Annotated in this window: 19 protein-coding genes; 5 read left to right on the forward strand and 14 right to left on the reverse strand. The window is 33.3% G+C overall.

Annotated features, from left to right (window positions below):
- Positions 1-6: 6 nt before the first annotated feature.
- Positions 7-885 carry a glycine betaine ABC transporter substrate-binding protein gene (locus CD035_RS05785; protein WP_048541674.1) on the forward strand — a complete coding sequence of 293 codons (879 nt, stop codon included), beginning with the start codon at positions 7-9 and terminating at the stop codon, positions 883-885.
- A 55-nt stretch (positions 886-940) separates the two neighbouring features.
- Here CD035_RS05785 and CD035_RS05790 read toward each other — a convergent pair whose 3' ends face one another.
- Positions 941-1,495 carry a GNAT family N-acetyltransferase gene (locus CD035_RS05790; protein WP_048541672.1) on the reverse strand — a complete coding sequence of 185 codons (555 nt, stop codon included), beginning with the start codon at positions 1,493-1,495 and terminating at the stop codon, positions 941-943.
- A 212-nt stretch (positions 1,496-1,707) separates the two neighbouring features.
- Between CD035_RS05790 and CD035_RS05795 the strand changes: the two genes are divergently transcribed.
- From CD035_RS05795 to CD035_RS05805, 3 genes are all read left to right on the forward strand, one after another.
- A complete protein-coding gene (locus CD035_RS05795) occupies positions 1,708-2,148 on the forward strand; it encodes an aggregation-promoting factor C-terminal-like domain-containing protein (RefSeq protein WP_048541671.1) in 441 nt (146 codons plus the stop codon).
- Positions 2,149-2,280: 132 nt separating this feature from the next.
- Positions 2,281-2,910 (forward strand): NAD(P)-dependent oxidoreductase, encoded by a 630-nt coding sequence (locus CD035_RS05800; protein ID WP_048541669.1) that lies wholly within the window; start codon positions 2,281-2,283, stop codon positions 2,908-2,910.
- 69 nt (positions 2,911-2,979) lie between these two features.
- Positions 2,980-3,393 (forward strand): Rrf2 family transcriptional regulator, encoded by a 414-nt coding sequence (locus CD035_RS05805; protein ID WP_048541667.1) that lies wholly within the window; start codon positions 2,980-2,982, stop codon positions 3,391-3,393.
- 190 nt (positions 3,394-3,583) lie between these two features.
- On the opposite strand, the gene CD035_RS05810 is transcribed toward CD035_RS05805, so the two are convergent.
- Positions 3,584-4,237, reverse strand: coding sequence for a CPBP family intramembrane glutamic endopeptidase (locus CD035_RS05810; RefSeq protein WP_048541665.1), 654 nt, complete (start codon positions 4,235-4,237; stop codon positions 3,584-3,586).
- A gap of 208 nt (positions 4,238-4,445) precedes the next feature.
- Between CD035_RS05810 and CD035_RS05815 the strand changes: the two genes are divergently transcribed.
- Positions 4,446-5,948, forward strand: coding sequence for a glycosyltransferase (locus tag CD035_RS05815; protein ID WP_048541663.1), 1,503 nt, complete (start codon positions 4,446-4,448; stop codon positions 5,946-5,948).
- A 53-nt stretch (positions 5,949-6,001) separates the two neighbouring features.
- Here the strand turns inward: CD035_RS05815 and CD035_RS05820 are convergent, their stop codons facing one another.
- The 12 genes from CD035_RS05820 to CD035_RS05875 form a co-directional block, all read right to left on the reverse strand.
- Complete coding sequence (locus tag CD035_RS05820; RefSeq protein ID WP_048541661.1) at positions 6,002-7,042, reverse strand: HAMP domain-containing sensor histidine kinase; 1,041 nt, start codon at positions 7,040-7,042, stop codon at positions 6,002-6,004.
- Positions 7,043-7,723 carry a response regulator transcription factor gene (locus CD035_RS05825; protein WP_048541659.1) on the reverse strand — a complete coding sequence of 227 codons (681 nt, stop codon included), beginning with the start codon at positions 7,721-7,723 and terminating at the stop codon, positions 7,043-7,045.
- Positions 7,724-7,728: 5 nt separating this feature from the next.
- Entirely contained in the window at positions 7,729-8,166 is a 438-nt protein-coding gene (locus tag CD035_RS05830) for a DoxX family protein (protein ID WP_048541657.1), read from the reverse strand.
- 71 nt (positions 8,167-8,237) lie between these two features.
- On the reverse strand, positions 8,238-8,684 hold the full coding sequence (locus CD035_RS05835; protein WP_048541656.1) for a DM13 domain-containing protein: 447 nt from the start codon (positions 8,682-8,684) through the stop codon (positions 8,238-8,240).
- A 92-nt stretch (positions 8,685-8,776) separates the two neighbouring features.
- Entirely contained in the window at positions 8,777-9,457 is a 681-nt protein-coding gene (rpiA, locus tag CD035_RS05840; RefSeq protein WP_080964679.1) for a ribose-5-phosphate isomerase RpiA, read from the reverse strand.
- Between the two features lie 131 nt (positions 9,458-9,588).
- Positions 9,589-10,731 carry an NADH-dependent flavin oxidoreductase gene (locus CD035_RS05845; protein WP_048541654.1) on the reverse strand — a complete coding sequence of 381 codons (1,143 nt, stop codon included), beginning with the start codon at positions 10,729-10,731 and terminating at the stop codon, positions 9,589-9,591.
- Between the two features lie 197 nt (positions 10,732-10,928).
- Entirely contained in the window at positions 10,929-12,287 is a 1,359-nt protein-coding gene (locus CD035_RS05850; RefSeq protein WP_048541652.1) for a PTS ascorbate transporter subunit IIC, read from the reverse strand.
- Between the two features lie 19 nt (positions 12,288-12,306).
- A complete protein-coding gene (locus tag CD035_RS05855; protein WP_025906341.1) occupies positions 12,307-12,591 on the reverse strand; it encodes a PTS sugar transporter subunit IIB in 285 nt (94 codons plus the stop codon).
- A 1-nt stretch (position 12,592) separates the two neighbouring features.
- A complete protein-coding gene (locus tag CD035_RS05860; RefSeq protein ID WP_048541650.1) occupies positions 12,593-13,033 on the reverse strand; it encodes a PTS sugar transporter subunit IIA in 441 nt (146 codons plus the stop codon).
- 2 nt (positions 13,034-13,035) lie between these two features.
- Positions 13,036-14,979 (reverse strand): BglG family transcription antiterminator, encoded by a 1,944-nt coding sequence (locus CD035_RS05865; RefSeq protein ID WP_048541648.1) that lies wholly within the window; start codon positions 14,977-14,979, stop codon positions 13,036-13,038.
- Positions 14,980-15,172: 193 nt separating this feature from the next.
- Entirely contained in the window at positions 15,173-16,627 is a 1,455-nt protein-coding gene (locus CD035_RS05870) for a glycoside hydrolase family 1 protein (RefSeq protein ID WP_048541646.1), read from the reverse strand.
- A gap of 27 nt (positions 16,628-16,654) precedes the next feature.
- A complete protein-coding gene (locus CD035_RS05875) occupies positions 16,655-18,082 on the reverse strand; it encodes a 6-phospho-beta-glucosidase (RefSeq protein ID WP_048541644.1) in 1,428 nt (475 codons plus the stop codon).
- Positions 18,083-18,087: the final 5 nt, after the last annotated feature.

Raw genomic sequence — 18,087 nt, forward strand, 5'->3', positions numbered from 1 at the left:
TTACTTATGAAGAACAAATGGCGTGTACTCGTACTTATGCTTTCTTTAGCACTAGTGTTAGCAGCATGTGGCAATGGTGGCTCAAGTGAAGATGGAGACTTAGGTAAAAAAGATATTAACTTATCTTACGTTGAATGGGATTCAGAAATTGCTTCAACACATGTTATGCAAAAAGTTTTAGAAGATGAAGGTTACAATGTTGAAATCACACCTTTAGATAATGCCGTAATGTGGGAATCAGTTGCTTCTGGTGAAACAGATGCAATGGTTAGTGCTTGGTTACCAGGTACACACGGAGATTTATACAAAAAACATAAGAAAAATCTTGATGACTTAGGTCCAAACCTTAAAGGGGCTAAAATCGGACTTGTTGTAAATAAAGATTTCGATGGCGATTCAATTTCTGACTTGAAAGACCAAGCTGGTAAGAAAATCGTTGGTATCGAACCAGGTGCTGGTGTTGTAAAAGCATCTGAAAAAGCAGTTAAAGATTATAACTTAGATGGATGGAAAGTTGAAACTTCTTCATCAGGTGCAATGGCTACAACATTAGGTCAAGCTATGAAAAAAGGTGACGACATCGTTGTAACTGGTTGGTCACCACACTGGAAATTCCAAAAATATGACTTGAAATACTTGAAAGACCCTAAAGGCTCATTTGGTAAAGCTGAGCACATTAATACAATGGCTCGTAAAGACTTGAAAAAAGACAGCCCTAAAGCATATGAAACTTTAGATAACTTCAATTGGACTACTAAAGACATGGAATCTGTTATGTTAGATATCCAAGAAGGTACATCTCCTAAGAAAGCTGCAGAAAAATGGGTAGATGATAACCAAGATAAAGTAAAAGAATGGACGAAAGATTCTAAGAAAGATAAATAATCCATCTTTTATAAAATGCCCCTATACCATGGGAATAATGGTATAGGGGCATTTTTTATACGTTTAACTTCCTATTTAATATATCTTCCATCATCAACCAACCTTTTTGATCCGAGTTGTCTGGGTCATATGGTTCGAAACCATAATTTAAATACATATTAATAGCTGGATAACTGGTTGTTTGTGTCGTTAAATACACTTCTTTATGACCAAGCTCAATTATTTTGTTAAGTGCTACACTTAATAATGGCTTTGATAATTTCTTACCTTGATATTCCGGTTTAATGGCTACGAAATGTATTCTACCTATATGTGAGTCTGTTAAAGGTAATTGACCGAACCATGCTGTTGTCGTCCCTATTACGTCACCTGAATTATTCTCAATAAATAAACATCTATATTTCATTTCTTCTATATGAGAGCCAAATTCTTTATGAAACCTTTGCAATGCTTCATCTATATTTGAAAATTCCCCTGCAGCAGTTTCAACTTCTGCCCAAAGACGTTCGTCCCCTTCTTCAAACATTCTAATTGAGTAGCCTTCTGGTAATTCATATTCAGGTATGTTATCTAAATGATTTCTAATCATCTTAAGCTTAATTCTTTCCATAATAATACACCTCTATTTCTATAAAGTTACTGTAAACGTTTCAAATTACAACTTGTCATATACCTATTATCTTTTTAATCTGACTGTCATAAAAGAAATTTTATTTTTATTCTCCTGTAACCTATGATATCAAAAATGATGTTAGAGTGTATGAAGTAATAAAGATACAAAATATATAAATGCTTTATATAGCTCATGGAGGAAATTTATTTATGAAGAAATTATTATTTGCAACAACAGCTGCAGCAGGGATTATTGCTTCAGGATTTGGCGCTCAAGCAGATGCAAGTGAATATACAAACTACTCTAATCAAAATACAAACTATAACTATACAACTACACAAGTCGCTCAACCGACTCAAGCAACTCAAACTACAGAATCAACTGATTCATCTAATACAAGTGAAGTATATAAAGAGTTTATCGCTGCTGGCGGTACAAAAGCATTATGGGATAACATCGTAATGCCTGAATCTAGTGGTAACCCAAATGCCGTAAATGAACTTGGCTACAGAGGTCTTGGTCAAACTAAAGAATCTTGGGGTACAGGTAGTGTCGCTGAACAAACTAAAGGCATGATAAACTATGCTAAAGAACGTTACGGTTCAATCGAAGCTGCAATTGCTTTCCGTCAAGCTAACAACTGGTGGTAAGATATAAATAAACATCTGCTATGTGGATTTCCACATAGCAGTTTTTTTATACACAAAACCTTTGACAAAACCAGATATACATATTATACTCAACTTGTATCTAAAATAAATACAAGAAAGAGGTTATGTAAAATGAAAATAGGTGTTATAGCAGCAAACGGTAAAGCAGGTAAACTCATTACAGAAGAAGCCATTAACAGAGGATTAGATGTAACAGCCATCGTTCGTAACGAAAATAAAACAGTGGCAACACAATCTATTATTAAAGATATTTTTGATTTAACAACTGAAGACTTAACACAATTCGATGTTGTTGTAGATGCTTTCGGTGAAATTAGAGAAGATAAACTTCATTTACACCAAGACTCTATTCAACATTTAAGTGATATTTTATCAAACACAAACACACGATTAATCATTATCGGAGGCGCTGGTAGTTTATTCGTTGATGATCAATTAGAAAATCAACTATTCGATACACCTGATTTTCCAGAAGTATTTAAACCACTTGCAAAAGCTCAAGGAAAAGCACTTGTAGACCTTCGTAAAAGAGATGACGTACGCTGGACATTTATAAGTCCTGCAGCAGAATTCATAGCTGATGGAGAAAGAACTGGAGAATACATTTTAGCTGGGGAAGTCTTCACTTTAAATGATAAAGGTGAAAGTAAAATAAGCTATGCTGATTACGCCATTGCCTTAGTAGATGAAGCAACTGAAGGTAACCATATCCAAGAAAGAATTTCAGTATTATCAAAATAATTCGCATTTACTATCGCAATTCTCATCTCTCAAAGTTATAATAAATAAGGAATCTAAGAGGTGAAAAGCGTGAATACACAAATATCAGTAGCAATTCATATATTATCATTATTATCTGTTAATAAAGAACCTATATCCAGTAAATTTATAGCAGGTAGCATTAATAGTAACCCTACACTTGTAAGAAAAATATGTAAATATTTAAGAAATGGTAACTTAATCGAAAGCCAACAAGGTAAATCTGGCTATCGACTCGCTCAATCAGCAGATCAAATCTTATTAGGCGAAGTTTATAAACTTATTCAAGATGAAGAGCATTTCGCTAAAATTCATCAAGACACAAATCCAGATTGTATCATCGGTCAAAATATACAGTCTGCATTAGATGATGTTTACAAACAAGTGGATCAACAAATTATTGATACACTCAATCAAACATCCATATTAGATTTAACATCTAAAATGACCGAAACCGTACAGTAAATTTAATCATATAGAAAAAGCTGGAGACATCTTTAACAACAGATGTCTCCAGCTTTATTTTTTGTATAAAATGAGGAGCGCACGATATCTCTCAGTCTTCGTGCGATACACCCTTATTTTGTGCCTTAGCGCACGATATCTCTCAGTCTTCGTGCGATACACCCCTATTTTGTGCCTTAGCGCACGATATCTAATTAAAAAACACCAAATATATAAGAATATGTATGAAATTATTTAATCCATGCGCTACTATGGTTACTTCTAATCGGTTGGTCTTTAAATAAAGTGCACCAAATAATAATCCTAATCCAAAGTAAATGATAAACTCACCTATACTTGATGGTCCATGTAACAATCCAAATAGTACGCTAGATATGATATATCCTATTAATAGATGTCCTTTAAACACCCCTTTTAGAATGAAACCTCGAAATATAAGTTCTTCGAAAAATGGTCCTAGTATCACAAATATAATAATAGAGATGTATAGAGGTAATGTGTTTAAATCTTTATATACTTCCATTTGATTTTGTGGTTGTCCTATTACTGCTGATACAGACCAATACATGATAAGTGCGATACCTAATGTACTAATGGTATAAATGATGTCTGTTTTCTTTAAAGGTTCCAATTTAATGAGTTGTAATTGGAATCTATGTATTAAATAAAATAACAGGCTAAATAATAAACATCCTATAAATACAATGAACCAATTGCTAGCTAACGCAATCGATGTATATGTACCCATACATATTATAATGAGCAAACATGACTTCAAGGTCACATACTTCGCTTGATTTTGAAAAATCGGCTCATTATCTTCGAATATTTGTTTCATACTCATTTATTTATCCTCATTTCAATAAATTAACAGATTATTTTTATAAATAAATGTATTTCATTTATTATAACAAAAATTTCGAACTAATAGCGGTTTATAGTTTCTTTAAAATCGAACTGTTTGTAAATTTTTAACAAACTATACTAACATTACCAAGAAAAATGACGTATATTATATGTATATAAAATTTTATTTTGTAGGTGATTTCAAAGTGAACTATTTTATTGTAAATAATATCAATCATAAAATAACAGGTATTGAAAAGTCTGTCATGAACAGGCTAAAATTATTTAATGATTTCAACTTGGAAGCTAAAATTATCACGTTAGCTTGGAATTCAAGTTTACATAAAAATGCCCATACATTCGGCGTAAGTAAACAAGTCTTTTCAATGTATGATTTTTTCCAGGAATCGATCAACGTTCAAATTAATACGGTTAGAGACTGGATAGCATTTTGGGAAGATGACCTTAATTATGAGATTAAATATGTACCTAATACAAATGATTTAAGAGTTTATCAAAATGGTATAAGAATTATATATGCAAGTTTCCGTGATTCGGACTATAAATTATTAGACTATGTTAACTACTTTGATACGAGAAATGTAAAAATGAAACGAGAATATTATGATTCTAGAGGCTTCTTAAGTCGGGTTAGATATATGCGTACTAAAGAAATGCCTGTATGTGATACGTATTTAACACCGAGTGGAAAAATAAAGCTTGAAGTTTACTTCGATCCATATCAAGAAAAAGAAGTTGTCACTCGAATAATGCTCTTTGATTATAACGCTAAAGATTATACATTTGATAATACAAATGAACTAACAGCATTCTTCTATGAACAGTTATACAAAGACGGTGACTTGTTCTTTAGCGATAAGACAGCCATCACTTCTCCACCATTTTTAATCACAGACAAAAAAGTGCCGGTTATTTCTGTATTACATAGTACACATGTGAAAAACAACAATGATATTGAAGGTTCAGATATTAAAAATATTTATAACTGTGTCTTTAATCATTTAGACCGTTTTTCTGGTATTTTAGTATCAACTGTTCAACAAAAGAAAGATGTAGAGAAACGTATTCAATCGAAAATACCTGTCTTCAATATTCCAGTTGGATATGCTCAACAAAAAGAACCGAATTTTACACCTGTTGTGCCTGATGGTCCTCTGAAATTAATGTCCATTGCACGATATGCTCCTGAGAAACAACTTGATCATCAAATTCGACTCGTCAATAAACTGAAAGACGATTTCGACGAAATTGAACTGCATTTATTTGGATTTGGTGGCGAATTGAAAAAACTAAAAGAATTAACTGATTCATTAAATTTAGAAAAACATATTAAATTCCGTGGATTTATACCTAACATTACTAATGAAATGCATCATTTTCATGCAAGCATGATTACAAGTAATATGGAAGGATTTTCGTTGGCATTACTAGAATCTTTATCAAATGGGTTACCTGCAATCAGTTATGATATTCCCTATGGACCTAGCGAACTGATAGTTAATGGTAAAAATGGTTATCTTGTGCCTAGAAATGATGAAGACAAACTTTATGAAACCGTTAAGTCTTATTTAAATAATCCTGACCTGCAAAAAACATTCCGAGACAACTGTATGACAGAATCACAAAAATATGCACAAAGTGAAATTATTAAGAAATGGCTTCATTTATTAGGTGAAGTGACATCATAAATTCAAATAAGAACCCCCAATTCAGAATGATGAATTGGGGATTCTTGTTTAAGTTATTTCATAGGTACTGTTAAATAAAATGTTGTACCGACGTCCTCTTTACTTTCTACCTTTAGCTGACCATCCATTTGTTCAGCCAAATTCTTCGCAATATATAAACCTAAACCTGATCCACCCGTATCTTTGTTTCTAGATGCTTCAACACGATAAGTTCGGTCAAATATACGATGTAAATGTTGCTCGGCGATACCTGGACCATCATCGGAAACAGCAATGCATATATCACTGTCTTCTTTCGTAACTTTAATTTCAATCCTCGAGCCAAGTTGTGTATATTTAAATGCATTATCTAAAATATTCATGAGTATACGTTCTAATGGTACTTTATATTGTTTGAAGTAAGTAATATCTTCACATAAATTAACGTCTATCGTGCGATTTTCACTAACTATTTGTTGTTCATAAGATTGTAAAAGTGTCACAAAGAGTTTATCTAAATAAATCGTTTCTAATGGATAATTATGTTTGTGATCATGACTAATTTCCATCACACTAGTCAGCTCATCAAACATCATAGAAATTCTTTGAGATTGTTTAATTAGGACACTATATGCTTTTTGTTGTTCATCTGATTGATTGATAATCCCCTCTTTTAAACCTTCTGCATAGGACGCAATACTCGATAATGGTGTCTTTAAGTCATGTGTTAAATTTTGTACCATTTCACTTTTTTCTTGTTGTTCATATTGAACTTGTTGTATTTGCGCTTCAATATTACGAGCCATAGTCTTAAAGGCTTCACTTAACTCTTTCATTTCTTTCGGACTATCTATTTTTATAGCTGTTTCACTATATTGTCTATTGGCTATTAATTTTGTTTGCTTATTCAACAGTCTAATCCGTTTAACTAATGGATTAATAAACAACATACAAATAACTGTCGTTAAACAACTTGAAATGATCGCGCTAATCGTCAAAAGTAATGTTGTATGTGCATCAAACCACATCCATTTATATGCAATTGCTAGAATAATTGTCGTTAATACAATGCTACTGATAAATGCAGTGATAATTTGTGTTCGAATTGTAAGCATTTATTTCGCCCTTTCAAATTTATAACCTAATCCCCAAACGGTTTTAATAACATATTCATCATATTGATGCTGTTCTAACTTTTCTCTTATACGACGTATATGTACATTTACTGTGTTGGCATCTTCGTAATAGTCGTATCCCCATACTTTTTCGAGTAGTTCTGATTTAGAAATAACCATTTTCTCGTGATCTGCTAAATACCAAAGTAAATCAAATTCTTTTACTCTCAATGATACTTCTTGATCATTTACTTTAATGATTTTTTCTTGTTTACATAATTGTAAAGATCCGAATGTTAAGTAATCTTGTTTATGATACTTTTGTGTACGATTTAATAAGTTATGCGCTCTTAGCACGAGTTCACGTGGGCTGAATGGTTTCTTTATATAATCGTCTGCACCTAACGTCAATGCATAAAGCGTATCGTGTTCTTGCGTCTTAGCTGTTAAATAGATAAACGGAATGTCTAGTTCTTGTGTTTTCATTTCTTTTACGACATCATAACCGTTTTTTTTAGGCATCATAATATCTAATATCATTAAATCAATTGTGTCATTCAACTGATGAATGGCTTGTTGTCCATCAGATGCTGTCACAACTTGATGCCCTTCATATTCAAAGTAAGTCTTACAAATATCTAGAATATCTTGTTCGTCATCTACAATTAATATATGCGCCATAATCTCTATCCCGCTTCCTTCTTCATAAACTTCTTAACAATAGCAGCTGCTGATAATTTACGTAAACTTCTGATATTTAATACAATTAATATAAAACCAACAAGTTGCAGTGGATACGTAAAAATCATATCTGCTAAAATGTAATTTATCATTATAAATATACCAAAAAGTGCTGCGTAATACTCCAGAAATCCGATAATTAAAGCTAATCCTAAAAATATTTCACCTAAAGGAATAACCCATTCCCATAAAGTAGTATAAGGTGCAATAATATGCTCAAAGAACCACTTGTACCACATTGGAGAATCTTGATTCTGAGCGATTACTTGCGTTAATCCTTGTAAACTGAAACCACCAGTTAATTTTTCATAACCTTGCATATAGATTAAATAGCCACTATAAACGCGTATGATTAAACATATGAATGTACATATCTTTGTCATGACATGCTTTCTCCTTCTATAAAGTTTAAGGGAAACTCAGAATTACTGAATTCCCCCTTAGTGAAACGTATTTATTTTAATTTAGCACTACCAAATTCAACATGTGCTTTATCACAATAAATTGTCACTTCATTATATTTAGACGTGTCCATGTCTTTTAAATCAAATGTTTGTTCCATCTTATCGTAGTCTACTTTATCAATTTTCATACCGTTTTTAACATCGCCATCTTTAGTTAAATAAACATGTAAGTCAGGTCCTTTTGATGATTTGAAATCTGATAGCATTAATTTACCATCTTTAATCATTGCTTTACCTTCTACTTTTTCACCATTCATAGATTCAAACATACCAGACATCTCCATGTCTTTCATGTTTTCTTTACTCATGTCTTTATCTTTCATTTCAGTTTTAGTATCCATCTTATCATCTTTATGCATGTCATTATTACCACATGCACCTAATAATATTGTTGTTGTTAATGCAAATGCTCCAAATGTTGTTTTAGTTAAGTTCATTTAACACATCTCCTCTTTAGTTGATATGTTAAGTTTATGCCCTATGACATCAATAAACCATTAACTGTTTATTAACTTCTATGAACTCATTATTAATTCTCGATTTTAATGACACTTTGCGTTTCAGAACGACTCATGAATACTTTTTTCGTCATATTGATAAATAATCCGGTCTCTACAACGCCAATAATAGAAATTAAATCTTGATTTAATTGTTCTGGTTTATGAATCTCTTCAAACTCACAATCTAATATGTAATGATCGTTGTCCGTCATATATACATTTGAATCTTTCATTCGTAATGTCGCTTGGCAACCTAAACTTTCTATTGCACGTGCTGTGATTTCCCATCCAAAAGGCACAACTTCTACTGGTAACTTAAACTTACCTAATGTCTTAACGTATTTCGTTTCATCTACAATCACAATGAATTTATCCGTTGCATTCGCAACAATCTTTTCACGTAGTAGTGCACCACCACCACCTTTAATCAATTGAAGATTTTCATCAACTTCATCAGCACCATCTATAACCAAATCTAAATGAGTCACTTCTGAAAAATCAGTAAGCGGAATATGATGAATACGTGCTAATTCAGCAGTATCTTCAGATGTTGGTACACCTTTAATTTGAAGACCATTTTTAACACGCTCACCTATCTTCTCTATTGCATAACGCATAGTTGAACCTGTACCAATTCCTATCGTCATACCATCTTGTATATCGTTAACCGCTTCATAAGCAACTTGTCTCTTAAGACCATCTTGATTCACATTGAACACCTCATTCGATTTTTTCAATTATTGTTTCAAGTTTAACACACCAAAAATATATGTTCAGAATACATAAAAAGCTGAGGCAAATTAATGCCCCAGCTTATCAAAACTATATATATAATTATGGATTATATAGTTTGAGAAGTTTCTTGATCAGTTCTTGGTAATGGGTAGAAACCTGCTACAAACTGTTTCCATAATGGGTCTGGTAAATCATGTTTATCTTCTCTTTCAGGATCGAACACAGAAACGATTTCGTCTTCTTTTCCTTGTTCGATTTTTGATACGAATTGGTAATCAAGTAATAATTCTCTACCAAGTGCAATGAGTGGTGCACCCGTTTCAAATGCTGATAATGCATCATCAGCAGTAAAGATTGAACCAATTCCTATTAATGGCACGCGACCATTTATCCATTCTAATAATAATTTAATACGTTCTTCACCTTTATATTGACCTTCTCTTGTTGTTGAATGAATATCCATTAATGACACATGTAAGTAATCAAGTGGTTTTTCAGATAAAGTCTTAACAAGTTGTTCTGTTAATTCCATAGAAATACCTGGAGATTCTACTTCTTCAGGAGAGAAGCGATAGCCTACGATAAAGTCAGGTGTTGCATGTTCACGTACAACTTTAAGCACAGCATCAATAACTGCTAAAGGATATTTCAGATGTTCGCCCCATTCATCATCTCTTCTGTTGTAATAAGGTGAGAAGAATTGATGAATTAAATAATGGTTAGCACCATGAATTTCAACACCGTCAAAGCCAGCATCGATTGCTATTTTAGTAGCGTTAGCAAAAGATTCAATAGTATGTTCAATTTCTTCTACAGTTAATGCTCTCGCAACATGTGTTTCTTGTTGTCCGAAGCCCTTCACTTCAACTTCACTAGGAGCAGCTGCTTCACCAGTTGGCGTTAATCCAGGTAATGACATCGCACCACCATGATGGATTTGAATTAAAGCTTTCGCACCATTTTTCTTCATAACTTCAGCTTGTTTCTTAAGCCCAGCAAGATCCGCTTCTTTAGATACAGAAGGCTGTCCAGGAAAAGCTTGGCCAAGCGGTTCAACATAACTCGCAGCAGTAATAGAAATACCTACATCTTGAGAACGTTTTTCTATATATGGGATTTCAATATCAGAAATTGTACCATCTTCATTTGATGAAATATGTGTTAATGGCGCAAGCACAAATCTATTCTTAACTTCCACACCATTCGGCAATTTTAAAGATTTAAATAAAGGTTCATATTTTTTGTTCATTTTCAATAACTCCTCCTTATGAAATAACACTATACCACCATCAGAAAATAACATGCCAATTTAATGCTTATAGAAATGGTATGAAATAGAAATTTTTTGTTAGCTGTGAGTTTATCCCCCCTTTAACTCCCAGTACACGAAAAAACTGAACTTAATTTAATAAGTTCAGTTTTTCCTAATATATCCTAAGCCTTTTTCTACTTTTCTTCGGATAGTTTTTTATTTGAACGTTGTTGTAATAATACAGCAACTGCTCCAATGATAACAATGATTGCAATAACACCTGCGATTCCTAGGAATTTCGCGATATAACCGACTACAATTCCGACTGCTAAGAAGTCTGTGTCTGAGAATGTAGTGGATGCTGCGCCTAAATCACCCATGAATGGTAATAGTAATAATGGTAAGAATGTTACTAAGATACCATTTAACGCTGAACCTGCGATTGCACCTTTAATACCACCTCTTGCATTACCGAACACACCTGCTGTTGCACCTAAGAAGAAGTGTGGGACAACGCCTGGTAATATAACGACGCCACCAATTAAGAACATAATAAACATACCGATGACACCTGTAATGAAACTTACAAAGAATCCAATTAATACTGCATTTTGTGCATAAGGAAATACGATAGGACAGTCTAATGCTGGTTTCGTATTTGGTACAAGCTTTTCAGAAATACCTTTAAATGCTGGTACAATTTCAGCTAAGATCAGTCTAACACCTGTTAAAATGATAAACACACCTGCAGCAAATGTCACGCCTTGAATAACAGAGAAGACAATAAAGTTAGTGCCATCACTTAATTCAGAATGAACGAAACTTGGACCTGCAAATAAAGCTGCTATGATATATAGAACAATCATTGTTAGTGAGATACTAATTGTACTTTCTCTTAAGAAACTCAATCCTTTAGGGAAGTTAATATCTTCTGTTGATTTTGATTTCCCAGAAAATAATTTACCAACTTCTCCTGCTGCCCAATAACTAACTGTTCCAAAGTGACCAATTGCTACTTGATCAGAACCTGTAATTTTCTTCATTGTAGATTGACCAAGTGCAGGTAATACAGCCATAATCAATCCTAAAATAATGGATCCAATGACAACTGTCATCGTACCTGTAATGTTACCAACAGTTAGAAGAATCGCTAGAAACGCTGCCATGTAAAATGTATGATGCCCTGTTAAGAAAATGTATTTCAAGTTTGTAAATCTTGCTATAAAGATATTAACTAGCATACCGAACATCATAATTAATGCTGCTGTTGTACCATAATCTTTCAGCGCAATTGATATAATGGCTTCGTTATTTGGCACGACGCCTTGAACACCAAATGCTTCTTGAAACATTTTCCCAAATGGTTCTAGTGAATTTGTTACGACGCCTGCCCCAGCACTTAAGACTAGGAAGCCGAGTATCGTTTTAATTGTGCCTGACGTAATGTCTGCTGCTGATTTCTTTTGTACAATTAAACCGATTAACGCGATAAGCGCTACGAGTATAGCTGGTTGACTAAATACATCTACAAAAAATCCTAAAATTGAATTCATGTTGGTGTCTCCCCTTTGCTTATAATATGTTCAATCCTTTTAATTTTTCTTCTAGTTTGTTTTGTAATTCTTCTTTGTCTAAAATGTTATCTAACACGACTACTTCACCTAAACGTTGCGCATTCTCTTCTAAGTCTCTTCCACAAATAAATATATCTGCCATATCTGGACTAGCTGTCATAATATCACTGTGTTCTACTTCTATATCAGATGGTGCTTGTAAATTCTTCAAAGCTTCTTGTGCATTCATTTCTACCATGAAACTACTTCCTAAACCGTGTCCACATACTACTAAAATTTTCATATTAATCATTCTCCTTAAATATATTGATAATTTCTGATTTACTGTTTGCGTCAATCAATGATTGAACTGTTTCTTTGTCGCTTAAAATAGTTGCTAATTTCCTTAAAATTTCAAGATGTGCTTCGTTATCAATTGCGCTTAAGACAAATATTAACGATGCATAATGGCTATTATCCGAGAAATTAATATGTTCATTTAATTTAAGTAAGCTTAATCCTACTTTATGAACATCATCATTCGGTCTTGCATGTGCAATCGCAATCTCTGGCGCAATAACAATGTATGGTCCCATATCATGCACACTTTGAATCATTGAATTGATATAAGCTTGATTAAAATAACCCACTTCCAATAACGGCTGAGCTGCAATTTGAATACTCTCTTCCCAATTGGATACTTTTTCTTTAATTTGAATGTGTTCTTCTTTTATAATCAAGGTCAAATTTAGACACTCTCCTCACTTTGGCTTGCTTTTTTTATGAGTTGTCGTATTACTGCTTTTTCGCCTTTCATTAATTCTGCCCTTGCGTCTTCATCCATAATGATTTGACTCAACTGACCAAGTGCATTCAAATGTATTTGTGGTTGGCTCGTCGCAAGTGTAATCACAACTTTTACAGGATCAAATCTATCATGTCCGAAGTCTATACCATCCTCGAAATGTGTAATAGCCATGCTGACCGGTACATTTACATTTTCAAAATTCGAATGCAGTAAAGCAATATTCGGACCAATGACCATATACGGTCCAAATTTATCTAAATGCTTCATAATATCGGTACCATATTGAGCATTTACATGTTTTGAATTCACCAGCACTTCAACACTCTTTTGGATGGCTTTATTTCTACTTCCAGCTTTCACGTGTGTTTCGATATGTTCTTTTGGAATGACGTCTTCTAAACTCGGACCGACCGTTTTGAAACTGGATATATATCGTTCTCTATAATCATTAATCATTTCATTGATTTTGTTTCTATCATCTTTATTTAAGAATGGTGACACTTCTATCGTAGGCACTGAAAAACCTTCTACTGGAACAGTTGACAGTATATAATCTACACCGTGAGATTTCAAAAAGCTTTCTGAAATGTCATATATTGAAAAAGCATCTAATATTTCTAACTCTGGGTAAATATTTTTTATTCGACTTTTCAACAATTGTGATGTCCCAACGCCAGAACCACATAATAAGATGACTTTAATATGTGTCGTTTCCTCGTTAGACATGCGTTCTATTGAAGATGCAATATGAAGTGCTAAATATGCAATTTCATCTTCGTTAAATTTAACGTGATAGGCTTCTTCAAATATCCAAACTTGTTGTTTAATCGCTAAAACGACTTCATAATACTCTCGTAATATCTCTTGCTTTAGTGGGTTTTCATGTTGCATATTGAATGACATACGATGAATTGCCGGTTGTAAATGTGTGACGAGGCCAGTGATCAATTTATGATCATGCATTAGTGGAACACCTATTTGAGCACTGACCTTTTGAATAAATAATTTAGATAGTTCCGTAATATTCTGTTGTGATTGTTCTTGATGATACTTGTTTACACGTGCACCTAATAAATGCAAAGTTATAAATGCCGCTTCACTTTTAGGAAATACGATATCAAATAACTTTTCTAACTCGGCAGTTATTTGAATGGCAATTTCAAATGCCTCTGTCTTACGTAGCCGCTTATACTCTTCATCAGGGATTTCAAATACAAATTCTGCTTTGGCACGATGAATGGCGATAATAATGTGATATATTAAGCCATCAATACCAACTTGAACTAATTGAAAATCTTGATTATTAATGGTCGTAATCACAGCTCGTCGTATTTTCTCAAGCTCTTCTTTCGAGAATACTTCAATACCAATTTGTGCAGTAGATTTCTTAAAGTATTCATTCACCACATGCGCATACGCTTCTCTGAGTTGCTTTTCATTACCTTCTATTACAAATCCTTTATTCTTTTTATATTCAAGCATAAGGGCATACGTTTCTAACCAAGCTTGAACACTTTTCAAATCATCTACAACCGTTCGGCGTGATACATTTAACAAATCTGCTAAACTTTGAGAACTGATTGGATGTGTTGATTCAAATAATCTTAGAATAATCTGTTCTTTTCTTTCATTCTTGGAATAATGAATATCTAACTCAACATCATTTGATGCCATGTAGCTTTCTTTATGTGACAATTTGACGCCTAAACTTTTATTTCTTTCAACATCAATATTCAATTTGTCTTTAAACGATTCGATATACTCTAAATCATATTGAATCGTACGTTCACTCACTTGAAATAAAGATGCCAATTCAGAAATCGTGACGAAGTTGTTCTCAGATGATAAATAAGACAATATATTTCTCTGTCGTTTACTAAGCAATCAAATAACCTCCCTGCATTTATTGTAAGCGTTTACTGATTGTTATAGATGTGTAATCTACTTCGTTATATAATCCGAAACATTTCACATCAATGCAACTGATTGCATTATTGCATAAAAAAAACACATAATCTGATTGTGGCCAGATTATGCGAATTTTTATTAAATCATCTATTTAGTTGTTCACACAATTCTATAATTGCGCGCCGTTTGTTAAGATAACCTCTTTGTACCATTCGAAAGAATCTTTTTTAGATCTATTACCCGTTCCGTTACCATCATCATCTTTATCGACATATATAAATCCGTAACGCTTACTCATCTCACTAGTAGACATTGATACTAAATCGATTGGGCCCCATGCTAAGTATCCCATTAAATCTACACCGTCTTGTACGGCTTTTTTCATTTCTTGTATATGTTTTTGTAAATAATCTATTCTATAAGTATCGTGAATGCTTCCATCTTCTTCTACGACGTCTTTCGCACCTAATCCATTTTCTACAATGAATAATGGTTTATGATATCTATCCCAGAATTCATTTAGCACGATACGGAGTCCTATTGGATCTATTTGCCAACCCCAATCTGATGCTTCTAAGTATGGATTTTTCAAACTATTCATCAAGTTTCCTTCTGTTACTTCTCCTTCTTCACTGTTTGCGGATAGTAACGACATATAATAACTAAATGAAATATAATCAACTGTATATGCTTTAAGTATTTCTAAGTCACCATCTTCAATTTTTAATGAAAAATCATTTTCTTTTAAAAATTGTTTATAGTAGTTCGGATATTCTCCTAACGCGTGAACATCTGTATAAAGTAGATTCATTTGATCTTCTTGCATAGCTTTTAATACATCTTCTGGATTACATGTATATGGATAATGTTTCATTCTCGCTAACATACAACCAATTTGTGCATCTGCATCAATTTCTCTAAGAGCTTTTGTTGCTAAACTAGATGCTAATAATTGATGATGTAGCGCTTGATAAGATGCTTCTGTCGGATTCTCTAATTTATCTGAAATGATACCGCCACCTGTAAATGGTGAAATATTAATAATATTGATTTCGTTAAATGTCATCCAATATTTAACTAAACCTTTATATCGATTAAACACAGTCTTAGCATAATGCTCGAAGTGTCCAACAACTGCGCGATCTACCCATCCATTATATCGCTCCGTTAAACCATATGGCGTTTCATAGTGACTCAAAGTGACAACAGGTTCGATATTATATGATTTTAATGTTTTGAACACTTTCTCATAAAATGCTAATCCCGCTTCATTTGGTTCTGCTTCATATCCTTTAGGGAAAATTCTAGACCAATGAATAGATAATCTAAATGCTTTAAATCCCATTTCAGCTAATAATTGAATATCTTCTTCATAACGGTGATAAAAATCAATACCTTCTCTTTTAGGGAATCGACCGGTATGTTCACCACTCAACACTTTCTGAATATGTTCAGTTGTCACTTCCATATGATTATCTTTCGTTCTTTGATCTTTCGGAATATACTCTACAAAGTCCGCGCTTGATAAACCTTTACCATCTTCATCAAATGCACCTTCTATTTGATTGGCTGCAGTTGCGCCACCCCATAAAAAGCCATCTTTAAATCCAGTGTTCGTCTCCATATTCATTACTCCTTTGATAGTTAATATTTAATAACTTAAGTCTTCACCATTTGTTTGAATCACTTTTTGATACCAATAGAATGAATCTTTAGGTGTACGGTCTAAAGTACCGTTACCTCGATTATCACGATCAACATAGATAAAGCCATAACGTTTCTTCATTTCTCCGCTACCTGCTGAAACAAGGTCAATACAACCCCAAGATGTATAGCCTAATAATTCAACACCGTCTTTAACGGCTTCAATCATTTGATCTAAATGTTCACTTAAATATTTAATTCGATATTCATCGTGAATTTTACCGTCTTCAGTTACTTCGTCTTTCGCACCAAGTCCATTTTCTACAATAAATAATGGTTTTTGGTAGCGATCATATATTTGATTCATTGTAACGCGTAAACCTACTGGGTCAATTTGCCAGCCCCAATCAGAAGCTTCTAAGTAAGGATTCTTTAATGATGCAAATGCGTTACCGGCACCTTTTTGTTTATTAACTTCTTCATCTCCACTTTCTAATCTGCTTGAATAGTACGAGAATGAAATAAAATCGACAGTATGTGCTTTTAATATTTCTGCATCGCCTTGTTTTTGTTGAATCTCTACACCTAATTCTTCAAACATGCGTTTACTATAACTTGGATATTCACCTCTTGATTGCACATCAATAAAGATATATTGTTCCCTATTTTTCTGAAGTGCTGCTAACATATCTTGAGGATGACAAGTATTTGGATAAACTTCTCCGGCAGCTAACATACAGCCAATTTGGAAATCTGGATTAATTTCTTTACCGACTTTAGTAGCGAGACTTGAACCAACTAATAAATGATGTGCAGCTTGATATTTAATTTGTTCAGCATTAGCTTCATCTTCAATAATGAGCCCACCACCAATATAAGGTATGTGTAAAATCATGTTGATCTCGTTATGTGTTAACCAATATTTCACTTTATCTTTGTAACGTTCAAATACAACTCGACTGTAGTTCACGAAGAAATCAATCGTTTTTCTGTTATACCATCCACCGTATTCTTGAGCTAAATAAAGTGGTGTATCAAAATGATTTAATGTTACTAAAGGTTCAATGTCGTAAGCTTTTAAAGTGTCGAACACTTTATCATAAAAAGCTAAGCCTTGTTCATTCGGTTCAACTTCGTCACCTTTCGGGAAAATTCTTGGCCATGAAATTGACATTCTCAACACTTTATAGCCCATTTCTGCAAATAGTTTAATATCTTCTTCATAACGATGATAAAAATCAATCGATTCATGACTTGGATAGTAATCGAATGTTTCTTTTAAACCTTTTGCTGGATTGAATAATGGAATTTGTCTTTCTTCTCCTGCTGGTAGTACATCCACTAAACTTAATCCTTTACCATCTACATCATAGGCACCTTCACATTGATTGGCTGCTACTGCGCCACCCCATAAGAAATCTTTACTTAAACTCATTTCAA

The sequence above is a fragment of the Mammaliicoccus sciuri genome (assembly GCF_002901825.1).
Taxonomy (GTDB): Bacteria; Bacillota; Bacilli; order Staphylococcales; family Staphylococcaceae; genus Mammaliicoccus; species Mammaliicoccus sciuri.